General features: G+C 67.4%; 16 protein-coding genes. 6 read left to right on the forward strand and 10 right to left on the reverse strand.

What is annotated here, in order from left to right:
- Positions 1-29 precede the first annotated feature (29 nt).
- The 4 genes from SMAL_RS06105 to SMAL_RS06120 form a co-directional block, all read right to left on the reverse strand.
- A complete protein-coding gene (locus tag SMAL_RS06105; RefSeq protein ID WP_012510466.1) occupies positions 30-1,409 on the reverse strand; it encodes a sensor histidine kinase in 1,380 nt (459 codons plus the stop codon).
- Positions 1,406-2,089 (reverse strand): response regulator, encoded by a 684-nt coding sequence (locus SMAL_RS06110; RefSeq protein WP_004150098.1) that lies wholly within the window; start codon positions 2,087-2,089, stop codon positions 1,406-1,408. Before SMAL_RS06110 ends, SMAL_RS06105 begins: the two co-directional genes overlap by 4 nt.
- A 132-nt stretch (positions 2,090-2,221) precedes the next feature.
- On the reverse strand, positions 2,222-3,349 hold the full coding sequence (locus tag SMAL_RS06115; protein ID WP_012510467.1) for a metallophosphoesterase: 1,128 nt from the start codon (positions 3,347-3,349) through the stop codon (positions 2,222-2,224).
- A 73-nt stretch (positions 3,350-3,422) separates the two neighbouring features.
- On the reverse strand, positions 3,423-3,872 hold the full coding sequence (locus SMAL_RS06120; protein ID WP_004150103.1) for a winged helix-turn-helix transcriptional regulator: 450 nt from the start codon (positions 3,870-3,872) through the stop codon (positions 3,423-3,425).
- A 77-nt stretch (positions 3,873-3,949) separates the two neighbouring features.
- On the opposite strand from SMAL_RS06120, the gene SMAL_RS06125 reads away from it, so the two are divergent.
- Positions 3,950-5,134, forward strand: a complete 1,185-nt coding sequence (locus tag SMAL_RS06125) for an MFS transporter (protein WP_012510468.1) — start codon at positions 3,950-3,952, stop codon at positions 5,132-5,134.
- Positions 5,135-5,158: 24 nt separating this feature from the next.
- On the opposite strand, the gene SMAL_RS06130 is transcribed toward SMAL_RS06125, so the two are convergent.
- The gene (locus tag SMAL_RS06130) at positions 5,159-6,574 is read right to left on the reverse strand and encodes a GGDEF domain-containing protein (RefSeq protein ID WP_012510469.1); all 1,416 of its coding nucleotides are present in this window, start codon (positions 6,572-6,574) and stop codon (positions 5,159-5,161) included.
- 289 nt (positions 6,575-6,863) lie between these two features.
- Between SMAL_RS06130 and SMAL_RS06135 the strand changes: the two genes are divergently transcribed.
- A complete protein-coding gene (locus tag SMAL_RS06135) occupies positions 6,864-9,113 on the forward strand; it encodes a TonB-dependent siderophore receptor (RefSeq protein ID WP_012510470.1) in 2,250 nt (749 codons plus the stop codon).
- Positions 9,114-9,332: 219 nt separating this feature from the next.
- Positions 9,333-10,313 (forward strand): cation diffusion facilitator family transporter, encoded by a 981-nt coding sequence (locus tag SMAL_RS06140; protein WP_012510471.1) that lies wholly within the window; start codon positions 9,333-9,335, stop codon positions 10,311-10,313.
- A gap of 124 nt (positions 10,314-10,437) precedes the next feature.
- Here the strand turns inward: SMAL_RS06140 and nfi are convergent, their stop codons facing one another.
- Complete coding sequence (gene nfi / locus SMAL_RS06145; RefSeq protein WP_012510472.1) at positions 10,438-11,121, reverse strand: deoxyribonuclease V; 684 nt, start codon at positions 11,119-11,121, stop codon at positions 10,438-10,440.
- Positions 11,122-11,215: 94 nt separating this feature from the next.
- On the opposite strand from nfi, the gene gpmA reads away from it, so the two are divergent.
- Both gpmA and SMAL_RS06155 read left to right on the forward strand, forming a co-directional pair.
- Positions 11,216-11,965 carry a 2,3-diphosphoglycerate-dependent phosphoglycerate mutase gene (gene gpmA / locus SMAL_RS06150; RefSeq protein ID WP_004150217.1) on the forward strand — a complete coding sequence of 250 codons (750 nt, stop codon included), beginning with the start codon at positions 11,216-11,218 and terminating at the stop codon, positions 11,963-11,965.
- Positions 11,966-12,125: 160 nt separating this feature from the next.
- Positions 12,126-14,219, forward strand: a complete 2,094-nt coding sequence (locus SMAL_RS06155; protein WP_012510473.1) for a M13 family metallopeptidase — start codon at positions 12,126-12,128, stop codon at positions 14,217-14,219.
- 92 nt (positions 14,220-14,311) lie between these two features.
- On the opposite strand, the gene SMAL_RS06160 is transcribed toward SMAL_RS06155, so the two are convergent.
- The 4 genes from SMAL_RS06160 to SMAL_RS06175 form a co-directional block, all read right to left on the reverse strand.
- Positions 14,312-14,929: an HD-GYP domain-containing protein gene (locus tag SMAL_RS06160; RefSeq protein WP_041864490.1), complete on the reverse strand. Its 618-nt coding sequence runs from the start codon at positions 14,927-14,929 to the stop codon at positions 14,312-14,314.
- A gap of 45 nt (positions 14,930-14,974) precedes the next feature.
- The gene (gene mfd / locus SMAL_RS06165) at positions 14,975-18,439 is read right to left on the reverse strand and encodes a transcription-repair coupling factor (protein WP_012510475.1); all 3,465 of its coding nucleotides are present in this window, start codon (positions 18,437-18,439) and stop codon (positions 14,975-14,977) included.
- A 149-nt stretch (positions 18,440-18,588) separates the two neighbouring features.
- Positions 18,589-19,134: a GNAT family N-acetyltransferase gene (locus SMAL_RS06170; RefSeq protein WP_004150340.1), complete on the reverse strand. Its 546-nt coding sequence runs from the start codon at positions 19,132-19,134 to the stop codon at positions 18,589-18,591.
- 95 nt (positions 19,135-19,229) lie between these two features.
- A complete protein-coding gene (locus SMAL_RS06175) occupies positions 19,230-20,087 on the reverse strand; it encodes a 23S rRNA (adenine(2030)-N(6))-methyltransferase RlmJ (protein ID WP_004150342.1) in 858 nt (285 codons plus the stop codon).
- A gap of 35 nt (positions 20,088-20,122) precedes the next feature.
- Between SMAL_RS06175 and creB the strand changes: the two genes are divergently transcribed.
- A complete protein-coding gene (creB, locus tag SMAL_RS06180; RefSeq protein ID WP_012510476.1) occupies positions 20,123-20,851 on the forward strand; it encodes a two-component system response regulator CreB in 729 nt (242 codons plus the stop codon).

Here is a 20,851-nt window from a genome sequence, read left to right on the forward strand (position 1 = left end):
TCACCAGCCTTTCAGCGCCCCGGACCGGGTCAGGGGGCCTTCAGCAGCGGCAGCGTGATGGTGACCTTCAGTCCGCCGCCGGCACGGTTGAGGAAGCCCAGGCGTCCACCGAAGTGCTCCACGGCCTCGTGGGCGATGGCCAGGCCCAGGCCGGTGCCACTGGCCGTGGTGCCCGGGGCGCGGAAGAAACGCTCGCCCAGCCGTGGCATCACGTCCTCGGGCACGCCCGGGCCGTTGTCCTCCACGTACAGCTCCACATCATTGTCGTCCAGCGCCTGCACGCCGACCGTGACGGTGGCGCCGCGGCCTGCATAGCGCAGGGCATTGTCGATCAGGTTGTCCAGCGCCTCCTGCAGCAGGGCGCCGTTGCCGAGCACACGCAGCGGCTGGCTGCTGCCGCGGTAGCCGAGGTCGATGCCATCGCGGATCGCTTCGGGCACGCGGGTGCCCACCCATTGCGGCAGCAGGGTGCCAAGATCCAGCGCTTCGACGGTTTCCGGCACGGTCTGCGCGCGGCTCAGCGCCAGCAGCTGGGTGCTGACCCGCGCGGTGCGCTGGTTGAGCCGGCGGATGTGCTGCAGCGCCTCGCGCACGGTGTCCGGGTCGCCATGTGCCAGCGCCTGGTCCACATGCAGGGCCATGCCGGCCAAAGGCGAGCGCAACTGGTGCGCGGCATCGGCAATGAAGCGGTTCTGCAGCGTGATCATTTCCGCCTGGCGGGCGAACAGGCCATCGATGGTGCTGATCAGCGGTTGGATCTCTTCCGGCACGTCGGCATCGGAGATCGGCGCCAGCTCGCCACGGCGCTGCGCCAGGCGGGTGGTCAGCGGGGTCAGGATGCGCAGGCCATAGGTCACGCCGAACCAGACCAGCGCAGCCGTGCCCAGCGCCAGCATGGTCATCAGCGGGATGATGATCATCAGGATCTCGCGCGCACGCTGTCGGCGGTCGGCCATGCTCTCGGCCACGGTCACCGCCAGCTGGTCCTGCGGGTCGTTCATCGCCTGCGTGCAGACGGTGGCCATGCGCACCTGCTGGCCGTTGAGGGTGCCGTCGTACAGCGCCGGATGCACGCCGGTGCAGTCCTGCGAAGGTGCATACGGGCTGAAGTCGGCGTTGCCGCTGAGGGTGCCCTTGCGGCTGCTGTCGACGTTGAAATAGCGATGGCCGTCCGGGTCGTACTCGATCAGGAAGCGCGCCTGTGGTGACAGGTCGCTGGTCACCGGCATGGTGCTCAGCATCTGGGCGAACGAATGCGTGTCGTCGATCAGGTTGCGGTCGTGGATGCGATTGGAATAGTCCAGCGCAACGTAATAGGCAAGGACCGTGTTGAAGATCAACAGGCCCAGCATCGGCAGCGCCAGGAAGGCGAGCAGGCGCCGGCGCAGGCTGGGCGGGCCACTGATCACGGCGTGCTGTCGTCCTGGGCGTCTTCCAGCATGTAGCCCAGCCCGCGTACGGTGCGGATGCCGATGCCGCCGGGCTGCAGCTTGCGGCGCAGGCGATGCAGGGCGATGTCCAGGCCGTTGTCGGTCAGGTCCTGGCCCCAGTCGCACAGTGCTTCGACCAGCTGTGCGCGCGAGACGATGCGTTCGGCACGCACCGCCAGTGCTGACAGCAGGCCGAATTCGCGTGCGGTCAGCTCCAGCGACTGCTCGTCGATCCACACCCGGTGCCCGGCCAGGTCCAGGCGCAGGCGACCGATGCGCAGATCCGGGTTGCCGTTGCTGGTGACCCGGCGCAGCTGTGCGCGTACGCGCGCTTCGAATTCGTCCAGTGCGAACGGCTTGACCAGGTAGTCATCGGCGCCGAGGTCGAGCACCCGCACGCGTTCGGCCAGGCCGTCACGGGCGGTCACCACCAGCACTGCCAGGCCATCACCGCGCTGGCGCAGGCGCTGCAGCACGTCACGGCCGTCCAGCTGCGGCAGGCCCAGGTCCAGCACCAGCAGGGCGTACTGGGTCGAGCCCAGTGCGGCATCGGCGTGCGCGCCGTTGTCGACGTGGTCGACCACATGGCCCTGCCGGCGCAGCGAGGCGCACAGGCCGGAGGCGATGTCCGGGTCGTCTTCAGCAATCAGAACGCGCATGCGCGTGGGCTCCAGTAGCAGTCAGGCCGGCCGGATGATCGCGGTGGGCCTCTCGGCTGCCGAGGGTAGCCGCAAACCGGGTGAAGGGGGAGCGCGCTGGCGCTTGCAGGCGCCGCCGCGCTGTCCTTCCATTCAGTCCTGCAGGCCGGGCTCGCCCTGCGCCAGCGGCACCCGCGAGCCATCCAGCAGGCCCCGGCTGAGCGTGCCGTTCTCGATGAACAGCAGTTCGCCGTTTTCACCGTTCTTGATGCTGCTGTCGATGGCGATCACGCGGTCGCCATGGAAACTGCTGACGTGCGGCATGGAGGTGTGGCCGACCACGATGCGCTTGAGCTGCAGGCGATCCAGCACCGCCTGTACGCCCTGCGTATCGAGGCGGCCATCGAAGTAGCCGCGGTACCAGATCGGGCTGGTCTTGCCGTCATACAGCGGCGCGGTGGCCGGGTCGGCCTTCACTTCGGCCTTGGGCAGGCCCAGCGACGCCTGGTAGGCCGCATTGGTGCGTGCCGGCTCCAGCGCCAGCTCCACCGCCTCGGGCGAGATGCCGCCGTGCAGGAACAGGGTGTCACCGATCTTCAGCAGTACCGGGCGGGTGCGCAGCCACTGCCCAATCACCGAATCGGCACCGTACAACTGCGGGTAGCTGCGGCCGAGCAGCTGCGCGCTGCGCAGGTACTTCGGATTGACGTAGCGGAGGTCGTCGTACAGCACCATGGTCTCGTGATTGCCAAGCACGAAGTGCACCGCACCACCGGCGGCGGCCGCCTGCTGCTGCAGGCTGTACAACAGCCAGAACGCTTCGGTCACCTGCGGGCCACGGTCGAACACATCACCGGCGATGACCAGCGTGTCCTTGCCCAGCGCCCAACGGTCCTGCGCATCGATGACCTGGTTGGCGCGCAGCAGGCGCACCAGCAGCCCGTACTGGCCATGGATGTCGGACAGCGCAACGATGCGCGGCACGGCCGGCAGTACGGAGATCGAAGGCGCGTTCGGTGCTGCCACATGCACGGTGTGCCCGTAGCCGCAGCGCGTTGCGATATCGGTGCCGGTCGCGGTGGCAGGAAGCGTGCGCGACTCGACCTTGTCGTCGCAGATCCACTTGGCCTGCAGTTGCTCGCCCTGGCGGAACACATAGGGGCCATCGGCGTCCACATGGGCGGCGGGGGCCGCGACCTCGCGTGCGTGCGTGGTTTCTGCGGCGCAGGCCAGCACCGGCAGCAGCAGGGCGGTCAACAGGGAAGGGCGATAGCGCGACATCGGCAGCATCCGGCAGCGGAAAGGCCTGATCCTAACCGGCGTAGCCGGGCGACGGTGTGCGCGAACGGGCGGGTCAGCTGCTGCCGCTCTCATCCTTGAGCTTGCGCACACGGGTGGCAGAGGCTGCCAGCGGTTCGCCATCGCGACCGCGTGGCTGCATGTAGGGCAGCGGTCGCCGTGTGCTCGACTCGATCAGCTGGGAGTGCGGTTCACCGGCCTCGAAGCGATGGCGTTCACCCCACTGGCGCAGCGCGACCAGCAGCGGGAACAGTTCCAGGCCAGCGGCGGTGAGTACGTACTCCTGGTAGGCCGAGCCATCGGAAGCGGGCTTCAGCCGCAGGATGCCTGCTTCGACCAGCCGGCGCAGGCGGTCGCTGAGGATGTTGCGGGCCGCACCGAGACTGCGCTGGAAATCGCCAAAGCGGGTGACGCCATCGAAGGCATCACGGATGACCAGCAGCGCCCAGCGGTCACCGAGCAGATCGGCGCTGCGGGCGACGGGGCAGGGACTGTCGGCGTGCATGGTGGACCTCTCTGATGTGGTTGCAGTTTAAAACCAATGGCAGTAGCCTGCATCAAGTTTCAAATTGCAACTACATCATGAGTGCAGCACCCCTCCCACGCCCCCTGCTGGCCCTGCTCGCGGTTGCCGCAGGTGCCAGCGTTGCCAACGTCTATTACGCACAGCCATTGCTGGAACGCCTGGCACAGGCCTTTGCGCTGGACCCCGCGCTGGCCGGGGCGGTACTGGCAGCGACCCAGGCGGGCAGCGTGCTGGCCTTGCTGGGCCTGCTGCCATTGGCCGACAGGGGCGATCGCCGGCGACTGCTGCGCCTGCAGCTGCTGGCGCTGGTGGTCGCATTGCTGTGGTTGGCGGCCGCGCGAACGGCCATGTGGCTGTTGTCGGGCATGCTGCTGGCCGGCCTGCTGGGCACCGCGTTGACCCAGGGATTGATCGCCTACACCGCATCGCTGGCAGCGGCTGAGCAGCGCGGGCGCGTGGTTGGCCTGGTGCAGGGCGGTGTGTTCATTGGCCTGCTGCTGGCGCGTGTAGTGTCCGGCGTGGTGGCGGCCGCCGTTGGCTGGCGCGCGGTCTATCTGCTGTCGGCAGCGCTGATGGCCGCATTGGCGCTGCTGCTGTGGCGGCGTCTGCCGGCGGTGCCGGTACCGGTGGTGCCACCGGGCTGGCGTGCCTTGATGGGGTCGATGCTGGGCATGCTGCGCGATGACCGGACGCTGCGTGAGCGCGGTCCGTTGGCGCTGTTGTTGTTTGCCGGCCTCAATGTGTTCTGGGCGGCAGCGCCGCTGCCGTTGTCGGCGCCACCGCTGCACTGGTCGACCGCCGCCATCGGTGCGCTGGGCCTGGCTGGCGTGATCGGTGCGCTGCTGGCAGCGCGGGTAGGGCACTGGATGGACCGTGGATTCGCGCATCGGGTCAGCCTCGGCGCGCTGCTGCTGATGCTGGTCGCGTGGTGGCCGCTGCTGGGGTTGCCGCATTCGGTGGGCATGTTGTTGCTGGGCGTGGTCGTGCTCGATCTGGGTGGGCAGGCGCTGCATGTATCGAACCAGGCCCTGCTGCTGCGCGCGCCGGGCGAACAGCATGGACGCATGGTGGCGCTGTACATGCTGTTCTATGCGCTGGGCAGCGGTGCCGGCGCAGCGGCGGGCACATGGATGCAGGCGCGCCATGGCTGGCCTGCGGTATGCCTGCTGGGCGCCGGCATCGCATTGCTGGCGCTGCTGTGGTGGGCGGCGTGGCGGGTACCGCGCCGTGCCGCAACGTAGCGACGCGCGCGCCCGGGGTTGCCGCTACCGCTGCAATGCACGCCGTCCCGGGGCTTCCTGCAGGTCCGCACTGGCCACCACCACGCGGTTGCGACCGCTGCGCTTGGCCTCGTACATCGCCGCGTCGGCACGGGCCATCAGCCGCTCGTAGTCCGGATGACCGTCATGGCCGGCGACACCGATGCTGGCGGTCAGGCTCAATACCTGGCCGTTGGCCAGCGGCACCGGCGATTTTGCGATCTGCCGGCGCAGGCTTTCAGCAATCACTGCCGCCTGTGATTCGCTGGCGGCGACCAGCACCACCACGAATTCCTCGCCACCGTAGCGGAACAGATAATCGCTGCCACGGGTGAGCTGGCCGAGCACCCCGGCCACGTGCTGCAGGGCGCGGTCACCGGCATCGTGGCCGTGGCCATCGTTGATCGCCTTGAAATGATCCAGGTCGAGCAGCAGCAGCGAGAACGGTGTGCGGTTGCGTGTGGCCAGCTCGATCTCCCGGCGCAGCACGGTAGGCAGGAAGCGACGGTTGAGCAGGTTGGTCAGCGCGTCGCTGCCGGCATCCAGTTCGCCGATGCGCTCGAACAGCAGTGTCATCAAGGTGCGGATCGCGGCCAGGTCCTCGCGGATGGCCGGCAGCACCGCCAGTCGCTGCGCCGGAGCATCGCCGCTCGCGCGCTGCAGGTGGCCATCAATGCGGGCCATCAACTGGCCCACCTGCTGCGTTTCGCTGCTTTCGCCGAAGCTGGGGATGCCCTTATGAGTGAACCACAGGCCGAACTCCGAGGTAGCCAGGCTGGCGTTGTCGCTGGCCTGCACGTGACCGGCCAATGCGTAGAGCAGGGCGTTTTCCCAGTCCAGTAGCAGTGCGCGCTGGCGCTCGCGTTCGGTACCGACGTTCTGTACCAGCGAGAACAGCCGGTAGGCGGCGTCGGCACGGGTGGAGCGCTCGCGCGCATGGGTGTAGGCCAGGGTCATGCCTTCCATGGCGATATCCATGATCGCGCTGAGGCAGTCGATGGCGGCGAATGCGGTGTCGCTGTCCGGTGCATCGTCACGCAGGCGCACGAACAGTTCGTGCTTGAGCACGCGCGCACCGCGGGTAACCAGGTCGACCGGAATGCCGACGCGGGCGTGCACGTCGCCGATGATTCGTTGCGAGGCCACCGTGTTGGCGATGCCGCTGGCATCGGTGGTCAGCAGCTGCGCCAACCAGCGCTGCATGGCCGGCTGCAGGCGTTGCTTGACCTGGTCGTGGGACAGGAAACGGCGCGCACGGGTGTCCTGCAGCAGCACTTCGTAGAAGCGTTGGGCCAGGGCCGGTGGGGCATCGGCGGCCGCGGCATGCAGCAGCGCGGTGGCGGCAGGGCCGGCCTGCAGCAGGCACTGCTGCCAGGCCTCGGCCAGCGGCTGGCTGGCGTCGTCCAACTGGGGTGGTTCCACGTCGATCTCTGATTGCGTACGGCAAACCACGGGTATCGGCCGTGGCGGCGTGCGGTTGATGGCGGGCTAGCCGACCAGTTTAAGCGCGATGCAGGCTTGCGCGGTGCGCAAAGCACATCGGCGCCGCTGCGGCAATGAGTGAACGCATTTGAGAATCAATCGCATTGATGGGAGAATGCGCGCACGGAACGGGCTGCAGGTGCCTGCTGCAGGACTGCTCCGCCTCCCCCTCGTCGTTGCCTCAAGCCCTTTGCCAGAGGCCCCGTAGCCCTGCCAGAAGGTCCAGATCATGTCCCGAGCCGTTGTCCTTTCGCCGCGCCCGCTGGCGCTTGCCGTTGCCGCCCTGCTGGCCGGCAGCGCCCTGACCGCCCACGCTGAAGCCGACGCCACCGATATCGACACGGTGCATGTCACCGCCTCGCAGATCGCGCGCCAGGCGCTGGGCACCTCGACCATCACCGCCGAGGACATCGCCAGGCGCCCCCCGGCCAACGACATCGCAGAGCTGCTGCGGACCATGCCCGGCGTCAACCTGACCGGCAACAGTGCGTCGGGCCAGTATGGCAACAACCGCCAGATCGACCTGCGTGGCATGGGCCCGGAAAACACCCTGATCCTGGTCGATGGCAAGCGCATCGGTGCACGCGATGCGGTGCGCATGGGCCGTAGTGGCGAGCGCAATACGCGTGGTGACACCAACTGGGTGCCGGCGGAAATGATCGAGCGCATCGAAGTGCTGCGCGGTCCGGCAGCGGCGCGCTACGGCTCCGGTGCCTCCGGCGGCGTGGTCAACATCATCACCAAGCGCCCGACCGGTGACCTGACCGGTGCGGTCGACCTGTATGGCCTGGTGCCCGAGCACAGCGCCGAAGGCGGCAGCGAACGCGTCGGCCTGCAGCTGAGCGGGCCGATGACCGACACCTTGTCGTTCCGCCTGTACGGCAATCTCAACAAGACCGACGCCGATTCGCTGGCGCTCAACCGTGACTTCGCGACGAATCCGAACGCGGTGCCGCCGGCCGGTCGCGAGGGCGTCAAGAACCGCGATGTCAACGCACTGCTGCGCTGGGACGTGACCGCCAACCAGGTGGTTGAATTCGAAGCAGGCACCAGTCGCCAGGGCAACATCTATGCTGGCGACCGCGCGGTCAGCACCACCGGTACCTCGACACCGATCGATCTGGGGGCGTTGGCCGAGCAGCGGGCCGAGACCAACCGCATGTACCGCACCACCGGCGCGATCACCCATCGCGGCCGCTGGGGTGACGTGACCTCGCGGGTAACGGCTGCAGTGGAGGCGGTGAACAACTCGCGCATCAACGAAGGCCTGGCCGGTGGTCCGGAAGGCAGCTTCAACGGCACCGACTGGTCGACCTCGCGCCTGCGCAACTACCAGCTGGATGGCGAAGTGAGCTTCCCGACCACCCTGGGCGGTGCCGAGAACATCTGGACGCTGGGCTTTGAATACCTCGACAGCCGCCTGACCGACCCGTATTCGATGAGCCAGTCCAGCAGCAGTGGCGGCGGCTTCCCGGGGCTGTCGGCCGACCGTGCGCGCGGCAAGGCCGATGCGCAGACCACCGCCGTATTCGTGGAAGACAACATCTACTTGGGCGAGCGTTGGATCATCACTCCGGGCCTGCGCTTCGACCACCACAGCCAGTTCGGCAACAACACCAGCCCCAGCCTCAATGCGCAGTTCCGCATCAACAGCGACTGGGTGGTGAAGGGCGGTATCGCCCGTGCATTCAAGGCGCCGAACCTGTACCAGTCGAATCCGGACTATCTGTACTACACCCGTGGCAATGGCTGCCCGAACGCACTGCCGAGCCTGGGTGCCGGCTGCTACATGCGGGGCAATGCGGACCTGAAGGCGGAAACCAGCCTGAACAAGGAACTGGGCGTCGAGTGGGCACCGCAGAGCGGCTGGCAGGCGTCCTTGACGTACTTCCACAACGACTACAAGGACAAGATCCAGGCCGGCTACAACCAGATCGGGCTGACTGCCGACACCAAGGGCCGCATCTTCCGCTGGGAGAATGCACCCAAGGCGATCGTGCAGGGGCTTGAAGGCAACCTAGTGATTCCGCTGCTGGGCGAGCAGGGCAACCGCCTGAAGTGGAGCAACAACTTCACCTACATGGTGGAGAACGAGAACAAGAGCACCGGCCAGCCGCTGTCGGTGATTCCGAAGTACACCGTCAACACGATGCTGGACTGGCAGGCCACCGACAAGTTGTCGCTGCTGCTGACCGGCACCTTCTACGGCAAGCAGAAGCCGGCCACCACCAACATCAACAATGATCCGCGCTGCACCGGCACCTGCGATCCGTCGATCGCGCTGCAGGACCGTGGTGCGTACAACATCTGGGGCGTGAGCGCGCGCTACAAGGTGACCGAGACGGTCAGCTTCGGTTTCGGCGTCAACAACCTGGCCGACAAGCGCCTGTTCCGCGAGGCCAACAGCAGCGATGCCGGCGCGGCCACCTACAACGAGCCGGGTCGCGCCTATTGGGCCAGCCTGCGCTTCGGGTTCTGACCGCAGGCGGACGTCGGTCCGCTGTGCTTGCCAGGCATGATCTGGCGCTACCGGGTAGCGCCGGATCATGCCCGGCGGCATCGTCCAGCGATCCGAACCCCCGGTAGCGCCGGGCCATGCCCGGCGAAGGTATCGGTGGCCTGCAATGTTATAAACACCGTGATAGTTTCCCAACGCCCTCCGGCGTAGCCTGCCTCCCATCGCAAAGGAGCTGTTGCCATGGGCCACGACCACGATCACCTGCCATCCGAGATCCGCCACGAGAAACCCTTGTGGTGGGCGCTCGGCCTGACCTCCACCTTCCTCGTTGTCGAGGTGGTGGGCGCGTTCTGGACCAACAGCCTGGCGCTGCTGTCCGACGCCGCGCACATGGCCACCGATGCGCTGGCGCTGATGATCGCGCTGGTCGCGGTGCGGCTGAGCCGGCGCCCACCGGATGCGCGCCGCACCTACGGCTATGCGCGCCTGGAAGCGCTGGGCGCGATGATCAATGGCGCGATGCTGTTCGTGGTCGCCGGCTACATCCTGTGGGAGGCCATTGGGCGTTTCCGCGAGCCGCAGGAGATTGCCTCGTCGGGCATGCTGGTGATTGCCGCGGCGGGCCTGGTCATCAATCTGATCTCGATGCGCCTGCTGCAGGCCGGCAGCGGCGAGAGCCTCAACGTGAAGGGTGCCTACCTGGAAGTGTGGGCAGACATGCTCGGCTCGGTGGCCGTGATTGCTGGCGCGCTGTTGATCAAGTGGACCGGCTGGAAGCCGATCGACCCGATCCTGGCAGTGCTGATCGGCCTGTGGGTACTGCCGCGCACCTATGTGCTGATGCGCGAGGCGATCAACGTGCTGCTGGAAGGCGTGCCCAAGGGCATGGACGTGGCCAAGGTGCGCGACAGCCTGTCCGGCCACGCTGCGGTAATGGACGTGCATGACCTGCATGTGTGGGCGCTGGCCTCCAGCACCCCGGCGCTGACCGCGCACATCGTGATGCGTGATGGCACCGACGCTGATTCACTGCGTCGAGAGCTGGGTGGCCGCCTGCACGATGACTTCGGTATCGAGCACGTGACGCTGCAGATCGAGGCGGATCATTGCGGTGAAGCCTGTGGCGAGCCGGCGCCGGCCAAGGGCGGTGAGCACGAGGGCCATGAAGGCCATGACCACGGCGAGGACGCGCAGGGCCACCGCGGCCACGTGCATCGCTGATTGAAGATGCAAGGGCATCGATCGGGTCAAACCGCCCGGGTGAAGCCGGCCTGGTAGAGTCGATTGTTAGTCGACTATCGCGCGCAGCGCGGGCATTTTCGCGACCTTGCCGAAGAGCAATCGACTAACAGTCGACTCTACCCCGCCGCGAGGCCAGCCGATCCGCCAGCCGGGTCGGCTCCGGCAGCCGATATCCGCGCAACGTGCGCTGCACCCAGTGCAGCGCAGTATCGGCGCTGACCCGATGGCCACCGGCCACGAACAGCGGCTTGCATTTCACCTTACTGCGCAGCACCCAGCCGAGCTGCTCGTCACCGTCCAGCAGCGGTGTATGCGAACCGGCCTCGGCACCCGGCTCGACGAAGCGGCCGACCAGTTTCGATTTGGCCACGCCGATGCTTGGCAGATCGGTGACCACGCCCAGGTGCGCGGCGATGCCGAGCCGCCGCGGATGGCTGATGCCGTGGCCGTCGACGAACACCAGGTCCGGTGCGCGCGGCAGCAGCGCCAATGCGGCCAGCAGCGCCGGCAACTCGCGGAAGCTGAGCAGGCCGGGGATGTAGGGCATCACAGTAGGGATGCGCGCGATTTCCTGCGTTACAGGCAGCAGCGTCTTCGCATCCAGAAGTACCGCAGCGGCACGGGTGGTGGCGCCGTCATCCTCGAAGCCGACATCCAGCCCGGCCAGCCAGCGCACCGTGCGTGGCAGCCGGTCCTGGCGTTCCACGCGACCGGCCAGCTGGATCTGCTGCTCGCGGGCCGCGGCGACGCTGCCTTCCCAGCGTCCGGGGTCGATCACCGTATTCATTGGTTGCAGCATCGCATGTGTGGGGCCACGGCGCGGTGAGCGGCGCCCGGGGCTACAATGGCGGCCTGCCTTTCCTCGCGTTGGAGACCCTGCAGTGACCCGTAAACTCGTACTGTTGCGCCATGGCCAGAGCCAGTGGAACCTGGACAACCGCTTCACCGGCTGGGTCGATGTCGACCTGACCGAGCAGGGGCGCCGGGAAGCGGCTGCCGCCGGTCGCCTGATGCGCGAGGAAGGCCTGCAGTTCGACGTCGCCCACACCTCCGTGCTGAAGCGCGCCATCCACACCCTGCAGGGTGCGCTGGCCGAGCTGGAGCAGGACTGGCTGCCGGTGAACAAGTCCTGGCGCCTCAACGAACGCCATTACGGCGGCCTGCAGGGCCTGGACAAGGCCGAGACCGCTGCCAAGCATGGCGAGGACCAGGTCAAGGTGTGGCGTCGTTCGTACGACATCCCGCCGCCGGCCATGGACCTGGAAGATCCGGGCCACCCGATCCATGACCGCCGCTACGCTGGCCTGGACCGCAACGCGCTGCCGGGCACCGAATCGCTGGCCACCACGCTGGACCGCGTGCTGCCGTACTGGCACGACGCCATCGCGCCGCAGCTGAAGGACGGCAAGACCGTGCTGGTCACCGCCCATGGCAATTCGCTGCGCGCACTCTACAAGTACCTCAACAACGTCTCGCGCGAGGAAATCCTCGAGCTGAACATCCCGACCGGCATTCCGCTGCTGTTCGAGTTGAACGACGACCTGACGGTGAAGTCGTTCCGCTACCTGGGCGACCCGGAAGCGGCGCGCAAGGCCGCCGAAGCCGTGGCCAACCAGGGCAAGGCGAAATAAGTAGATACCCACCGTTGGTGGGTATTCCTCTGCTGGGTGTGTGCGGACCAACGGTCCGCACCTACCCGATTGCGACCACGGGCGTTCCCCCTGTGACCTTTGGCGGTCCCCGCCGCGGGCCTGCCCGGCTACCCTGTGAAATTACCCGCAGGAGAGCCTCATGAACTTCCGCAACCTGGCCCCGTTGGGCCTGACCATCGCCATCGCTGCCTCGCTGGCCGCCTGTGGCAAGAATGAAACCGCACCGGCCGCCAACGCCGACGCCAAGCCGGCCTTCGACCAGTCGCAGATCAAGACCGCGCTGATCAGCCTCAACGGCGCCGACCTCGATCCGGCCATTTCGGCCTGTACCGACCTCAATGGCTTCGTCAACAGCAAGTGGCTGAAGGCCAACCCGGTGCCGGGCGACCAGACCACCTGGGGCAGCTTCGAGATCCTGCGCGAGCGCTCGCTGGAAGTGCAGCACGCACTGGTGCAGCAGGCCGCCGCCAGCCAGGCCAAGGCCGGCTCGGTGGAAGCCAAGATCGGTGACATCTGGAAGACCGGCAACGACGAAGCCAAGATCGAAGCCGCTGGCCTCGCTCCGCTGCAGCCGCAGCTGGACAAGATCACCGCGCTGAACGACACCGCCGCCATCACCCAGTACCTGCGCGACAGCCAGGCCGAGGGCAGGGGCGTGCTGTTCTCGCTGTTCGCCAATGCCGATTACAAGGATTCGGCCAACGTCATCGCCTACGTCGGCCAGGGCGGCCTGGGCCTGCCGGAGAAGGGTTACTACTTCGACGATGCGCAGGCCAAGATCCGCGACGCCTACGTGGCCTACATCGCGCAGGTGCTGACGCTGTCCGGCGTGGACGCGGCGCAGGCTGCCGAGCAGGCCAAGGCCGTGATGGCCTTCGAAACGCGCCTGGCCAAGGCCTCGATGTCGCGCATCGAAATGCGCGACCCGGCCAAGCGCTACAACCCGCTCAGCGCCGCCGACGCCGACAAGCTGACCCCGAACTTCAGCTGGACCGCGCTGTTCGACACCCTGAAGGTGCCGGCCGCGCAGAAGTTCTCGCTGGCACAGCCGGGCTTCTTCGGTGAAATGGACAAGATGCTGGCCGACGTGCCGGCTGCCACGTGGCAGGCCTACCTGCGCTTCCACACCATCGACGACGCCTCGCCGTACCTGAGCAGCCAGTTCGAGAAGGCCAACTTCGAGTTCTTCGGCAAGACCCTGCGCGGCCAGCAGGAGATGCAGCCGCGCTGGAAGCGTGTACTGGAGTCGGTCAACGGCGGCATGGGTGAAGCCCTGGGCCAGCTGTACGTCGACGCCGTGTTCCCCGCCGAGTCCAAGGTGGCCATGCAGCACCTGGTGGAGAACCTCTCGGTGGCGCTGAAGGCGCGCCTGGAGCAGCTGCCGTGGATGGGCGAAGAGACCAGGAAGAAGGCGCTGGAGAAGTGGGCCAGCTTCACCCCGAAGATCGGCTACCCGGACAAGTGGCGCGAGTGGACGGGCCTGCAGACCAACGCTGACAGCTACCTGGGCAACATGCAGGCGGCACGTGCGTTCAACTACCGCTACATGCTGGACAAGATCGGCAAGCCGGTGGACAAGTCCGAGTGGGGCATGACCCCGCAGACCGTCAACGCGTACTACAACGCCACCAAGAACGAGATCGTGTTCCCGGCGGCGATCCTGCAGGCGCCGTTCTTCGACGCCAAGGCCGATCCGGCGCTGAACTACGGCGGCATCGGTGCGGTCATCGGCCACGAAATGATGCACGGCTACGATGACTCGGGCAGCCAGTTCGCCGCCAACGGCAACTTCGACAACTGGTGGACCGACGCCGACCGCAAGGCCTTCACCGAGCGTACCGACCAGCTGGTCGCGCAGTTCGATGGCTACGAGTCGGTGCCGGGCGTGTTCGTCAAGGGCAAGCTGACCCTGGGCGAAAACATCGGTGACCTCGGTGGCCTGACCGTGGCCTACGACGCGCTGAAGATGGCGCTGAAGGAAGACCCGAAGGCGAACGTGGAAGTCGACGGCCACAGCCAGGACCAGCGCTTCTTCATGAACTGGGCCACCGTGTGGCGCCGCAACTTCACCGATGGTGAGCTGCGTGTGCGCCTGAACACCGACCCGCATGCCCCGGCCAACTTCCGTGCCAACGGCGCGCCGTCGAACATGCCGTCGTATGCCGCCGCGTTCCAGTGCAAGGCCGGTGACGCGATGGTGCGTGCCGACGACAAGCGCGTGGTGATCTGGTAATCGATCGCACGTGATGCGTGAAGCGAAAGGCCTGGCGAACGCCGGGCCTTTTGTTTGTCCGATCGGTAGCGCCGGGCCATGCCCGGCGGATCTCAGGCCAGCGCCGGTTCCTGCGCCAGCATGCGATGGAAGCGCTGCAGCACGTAGGGATCGATCAGGCCGCCGGATTGCTCGTCGATGATCCGCAGCACCTTTTCGTGCTCCATCGCGGTGCGGTAGGGGCGCACGCTGGTCATCGCGTCGTAGGCATCGGCGATGGTGACGATGCGTGCGCCGAGTGGAATGTCTTCGCCGCGCAGGCCATCGGGATAGCCACTGCCATCGAAGGCCTCGTGATGGGTGCGGATCAGCCGTGCCACCGAAACGGCATCGCTGCGGCCGGTGGCCATGAAAATGTGCTCGCCACGCACCGGATGCTCGCGCATGATCGCGCGCTCCTCGTCGGTATGCCGGCGCGGGGCCAGCAGCACATCGTCGGGAATGCCGATCTTGCCGATGTCATGGAAGCGCGCGGCCAGGCCGATCTGCGCGCAGGCTTCATCGTCGAGATCGCAGCGTGCGGCCAGGCGCTGCGCGAGCAGGCCGACGCGGTCGCAATGGTGGCGGGTATAGGCGTCGCGCATCTGCAGCGACATCGAGAGAGCATCGATCAGGCAGGCCTGCGCGTGCAGCAGGTTGGGAGCGGGTACGGCGTCAGGGAACATGGTCATCCGCCCGCACCGGGTGGGGGACCGGTGCGGGGTGTTCGGGGGCGATCAACCCGGGGCGAGGGTGGTCAGGAGGGCGCGGGCCGCATTGAAGCGGTCTTCCGGCAGCGGCAGCGGGTGCTTGATGCGTAGCTTGTCGGGCCCTTCCATGGCGTACAGGTTCGGTTGTTTCTGGATCAGCTGGATCACTGCCATCGGGTCGATGTTCGGCTTGGACTCGAACACGATGCGGCCACCGCTCTCGCCCAGGTCCAGCTTGCGGATGCCCAGCGTGTTGGCTTTCAGCTTCAGCTCGGCGATGGCGAACAGGTGCTTGGCCGCATCCGGCAGCAGGCCGAAGCGGTCGATCATCTCCACCTGCAGTTCGCGCAGTGCATCGCTGTCGCGCGCGCTGGAAATGCGCTTGTACAGGGTCAGGCGGGTGTGCACGTCCGGGAGGTAGTCTTCCGGAATCAGTGCCGGCACGTGCAGCTCGACCTCGGCACCGCGCACTTCCTCGCCGGCATCCAGGTCGGGCAGCTTGCCCTGCTTGATGCTGCGAACCGCGCGTTCCAGCAGCTCGGTGTAGAGGCTGAAGCCGACCTCGGCCATCTGCCCGCTCTGGTCTTCGCCCAGCAGTTCACCGGCGCCGCGGATTTCCAGATCGTGCGTGGCCAGGGTGAAGCCGGCGCCCAGCTCGTCCATCGACGCGATTGCTTCCAGGCGCTTTTCGGCATCCGGGGTGATCGAACGACGGTCGGGGGCAACCAGGTAGGCGTAGGCACGGTGGTGCGAACGACCGACACGGCCGCGCAGCTGGTGCAGCTGGGCCAGGCCGAAGCGATCGGCGCGGTTGATGATGATGGTGTTGGCGTTGGGGATGTCGATGCCCGATTCGATGATCGTGGTCGACAGCAGCACGTTGAAGCGCTGCTTCTGGAAATCCAGCATCACCTTTTCCAGCTCGCGCTCCGGCATCTGCCCGTGGGCGATGCCGATGCGCGCCTCCGGCACCAGCTCGGACAGCTCGCGCTGCATGCGGCCGATGCTTTCCACGTCGTTGTGCAGGAAGTACAGCTGGCCACCGCGTGCCAGCTCGCGCTGGAAGGCTTCGCGCAGCAGCGCGTTGTCCCACTGGGTGATGAAGGTCTGCACCGCCAGCCGGTTCGGCGGCGGCGTGGCGATGATCGACAGGTCGCGCAGGCCGGCCATGGCCATGTTGAGCGTGCGCGGGATCGGCGTAGCGGTCAGGGTCAGCAGGTGCACGTTGGCGCGCAGCGCCTTCAAGGCTTCCTTCTGGCGCACACCGAAACGCTGCTCCTCGTCGACGATGACCATGCCCAGGTCCTTGAACTTCACGTCCGGCTGCAGCAGGCGATGGGTGCCGACAATGACGTCGATGGTGCCGGCGGCAACCTTCTCCAGCTCCGCCTTGATTTCCTTGGTGCTCTTGAAGCGCGACAGCACCTCGACCTTCATCGGGTAATCGGCGAAGCGGTCGCGGAAGTTGCGGTAATGCTGCTCGGCCAGCAGCGTGGTCGGCACCAGTACGGCCACCTGCTTGCCGGCACTGGCGGCGGCGAACGCGGCGCGCACGGCGACCTCGGTCTTGCCGAAGCCGACGTCGCCGCAGACCACGCGGTCCATCGGCTGGCTGCTGGACAGGTCGCGCAGGGTGGCGTCGATCGCAGCCAACTGGTCCGGGGTTTCTTCGAACGGGAAACCGGCGGCGAACGGCTCGTACATCGCGCGGTCCACCTGCAGTGCGAGGCCGGCACGCGCCTGGCGACGGGCCTGGATCTCCAGCAGCTCCGCAGCCACATCGCGCACCTTCTCGGCGGCCTTGCGCTTGGCCTTGCTCCACTGCTCGCCACCGAGCGAATGCAGTGGCGCGGTTTCCGCTGAAGCGCCGGAGTAGCGGCTGATCAGGTGCAGCTGGGCCACCGGCACATACAAGCGGTCGCCCTTGGCGTATTCGATTTCCAGGAATTCGCCGGGCATGCCGCCGACGTCCATCGCGATCAGGCCACGGTAGCGGCCGACGCCATGGTCCTCGTGCACGATCGGCGCACCCTCGGTCAGTTCACCGAGGTCGCGGATGATCGCTTCCGGTTCGCGGCCGGCACGGCGCGTGCGGCGGGTGCTGCCGGCGCGCTCAGGGAACAGCTGGCGCTCGGTCAGTACCGCGATGCGCGGATCGTCCAGCGCAAAGCCATCCTCCAGCGGCGCCACCGCGATCGCGAAGCGCGCGTCGTCGGCGAGGAAGCTGGGCAGGTCGGCCACTACCGGTGGTTTCAGTTCGGCGGCCTGCAGCACTTCCAGCAATGCCTCACGGCGGCCGGGTGAATCGGCAGCGATCAGCACGCGGCCCGGGTAGTGGCCGAGGAAGGACTTCAGCGCATCGCCGGCCGGTGCTTCGCGCGCGGCCACCGGCAGCGGCGGCAGCGGCTGGTCACCCAGCGCATGGGCATCTGCGATGCGCGCGTGGTCAGCCGACCATACCTCGATGCGAGGAGTGTCGTTCAGTCGTTCGCGCAGCAGTTCCGGCGACAGGTACAGCGCCGACGGCGGCAGCAGCGGCCGTTCGACGTCGTGGCGGCGCTGCTCGTATCGCTCGGCGGTCTGCGCCCAGAACGTTTCTGCTGCTTCGCCAGCGCCCACGCAGACCACGGGCAGGCTGCCTTCGGGCAGATAGTCGAACAGGGTGGCGGTGCGTTCGAAGAACAGCGGCAGGTAATACTCGACGCCGGCCGGGGCCAGCCCGGATTTCAGGTCCTGGTACAGCGAACTGCGCCGGGTATCGACATCGAAGCGCTCGCGCAGCGTGGCCAGCACGCGGGCGATGCTGGCTTCGTCCATCGGCACTTCGCGGCCCGGCAGCATGTGCACCGCCTCGACCTTGTCCAGCGAGCGCTGGCTTTCCGGATCGAAGGCACGGATCGAGTCGATGTCCTCGTCCAGCAGCTCCACCCGCAGCGGCTCCTCGGCACCCATCGGGTACACGTCGAGCAGGCCGCCGCGCACCGCGAAGTCGCCCGGGTCCATCACCTGAGGCACGTTGCGGTAGCCGGCGCTTTCCAGGCGGCGCTTCTCGGCTTCCAGGTCCAGGCGCTGGCCAACCTTCAGGTCGAAGCTGCCACCGATCACATAGCTGCGCGGGGCCAGCTGCTGCAGCAGGGTCTGCACCGGCACGATCACCAGGCCGCGTTTCAGCTCGGGCAGGCGGTGCAGGGCGGACAGGCGCTGCGAGATGATGTCCGGATGCGGGCTGAAGCGGTCGTAGGGCAGGGTTTCCCAGTCCGGGAAGGCAACCACTGGCAGGGCAGGGTCGCCGCCGAGCAGGGTCTGCAGGTCGGCTTCGAGCTGGTTGGCGCCGTGGTTGTCACGGGCGATCACCAGCAGCGGGGCGTCGTGCGCACGCGCGGCCTGGGCCAGATACCAGGCCAGGGCGGTCGGCGATGCGGGAGCGCGCCACCAGGCGCGGAGCTGGCCGGCGCGCGGCAGCGGCGGGGCGGGGTATGAGGTACGCGACATGGACCCCGGATTTTAGCAGAAGCCCGATCGAAGCCCGGTGGGTCATGCCGGCCATTGGCCGGCAGCCTCATGTGCCGTTGGGGGAACGCAATGCCGGCCAGCGGCCGGCACTACCGGAATGACGCGCCGGGCGATGCCCGGCGCATCCATCAGTTGTCCAGTTCCAGCACCATCCGCACCAGGCCCTCGGCACCGGTCGGGTGCGGGACCGGCTTGAAGCCCAGCGAGGCGGCCAGCTGCTTCATTGGCTCGTTCTCGGCGGCAACGTCGCCGTACAGGCGGTCCAGGTACTTGCCACGGCCCCATTTCACCAGCTTGCGCATCAGCTGCCGGCCCAGGCCCTGGCCGATCAGGAAGCGGCTGATCAGGATCGCGTACTCGGCTTCACGGGTACCGGGGATGATCGAGGCCCGGGCGACCGCGCCGACTACCGCCTCACCGGCGGGCAGGGATTCGGCAGCGACCAGGGTGATCTCGGTCTTCGGATTCGGGTGGGTCAGGCGCTGGGTGGTTTCCGGCGAAAGCTCGGTCACCGCCTGCAGGAAACGATCACGGATTTCTTCCGGCCCGAACAGGCTGAACGCTGCTTGCAGCGGCGCGCCATCTTCCGGGCGGATGGGGCGGATCAGCAGCTCGTGGCCGCTGGGAGCCTTGAAGATCTCATGCCAGGGCGGCATGCGGTTGCGAGTGGCCATACCGGGTGATTCCTTGGTGGTCCATCGATTGTGGCATCACCGGGGCTGCATTCCGTGAACGAAAGGCTCACGGCGGTACAGCCTCGTGAAGGCCGTTATTCGGGTGCTTTGAGCCAATCCAGGCGGGTGCTGGCGCCGGGCTCGCCCAGGTGCTGGCGCAGCGCCGGCAGGGCCGGGCCGACCACCCGGTCGAACTGCCAGGGTGGGTTGAGCAGCAACATGCCACTGCCGTTGAGGCGCAGCGGCGAGTCGTCCGGGCGCACCAGGAATTCGATCGTCATCGCCGATTTCACCGGCAGCGCGCTGGCCTTGCGCAGGAAATGCAGGATGGTGCGGCGCTGCTTGATCGGGAACCAGACCGCACAGGTGGCCTGCGGCCAGCGCGCCAGGGTCTCGGCCAGGGCGGCCAGGACCGCCTGATATTCGGCATCCTGGGCTTCGTAGGGCGGATCGATCAGCACCAGGCCGCGGCCGATCTTGCTGCCGTTGAACTTCGGCGGCAGCAGCGAGCGCAGCAGCGCGTAACCGTCGCCGGGATGCACGCCGACCCGGCTGTCATGGGCGAACAGCGCTTTCAGCGTGGCCGTTTCGGCTTCCTGCAGCTCACAGACCGCCATGCGGTCCTGTGCGCGCATCGCCTGCGCGCTCAGCAGCGGCGAGCCCGGATAATTGGTCATCGCGCCGACCGGATTGCCGGCCTGTACCGCCTTCAGGTAGCGCTCGACCACCTCCGGCAGCTTGGGCTGGGCCATCAGCCGCATGATCCCGGACTCGGCCTCCAGGGTCTTGCGGCTCTCTTCGCTGGCCAGCAGGTAGCGGCCGGCACCGCCGTGGGTGTCGAGCACGAAGAACGGGCTGTCCTTGCGCTTGAAGCTGTCGATCAGGGCCAGCTGCACGATGTGCTTGAGCACATCGGCGTGGTTGCCGGCATGGAAGGCGTGGCGATAGTTCATGGGCGGCAGTGTACGGGGCGGCGGCCGCAGCGGCTATGCTGCGCGCCATGACAGCTCCCGTTGCCCATGTCCTGCTGGTCGAGGACGAAGCCGCCATTGCCGAAACCGTGCTCTATGCGCTGCGCAGCGAAGGCTATGCCGCCAGCCACTGCCTGCTGGGCGGTGAGGCTCTGCTGCGGCTGCAGGCCGGCGGCATCGACGTGGTGGTGCTGGATGTCGGCCTGCCCGACCTCGGCGGCTTCGAGGTCTGCCGCCGGCTGCGCGCCTTGCCGGGCCCAGAGGCGCAGCTGCCTGTGATCTTCCTGACCGCCCGCAACGACGAGGTGGATCGCGTGCTCGGCCTGGAGCTGGGTGCCGATGACTACATGACCAAGCCGTTCTCGCCGCGCGAGCTGGTGGCGCGGGTGCGTGCGCGGCTGCGCCGTGCGCTGCCGGCGGTATCGGCCACAGCCAGCACCGAAGGTGGCTGGCAGGAGCTGGGCACCTTCGCCATCGACCGCGAGGGCCGGCGTATCCGTTTCCGTGGCCAGGCATTGGACCTGACCCGCTACGAATATGCGCTGTTGGAGGCGCTGCTGCAGCGTCCTGGCGCCATCCTCAGCCGCGCCCAGCTGATGGACCGGGGCTGGGACAGCAGTGCCGACAGTGCCGACCGCACCGTCGATACCCACGTCAAGACGCTGCGCGCCAAGCTGCGTGCGGCCGGTGCCAGCGACGATCCGATCCGTACCCACCGTGGCCTCGGCTACGCGCTGGAGGTCTAG

Source organism: Stenotrophomonas maltophilia R551-3, assembly GCF_000020665.1.
In the GTDB taxonomy this organism is placed as follows: Bacteria; Pseudomonadota; Gammaproteobacteria; order Xanthomonadales; family Xanthomonadaceae; genus Stenotrophomonas; species Stenotrophomonas maltophilia_L.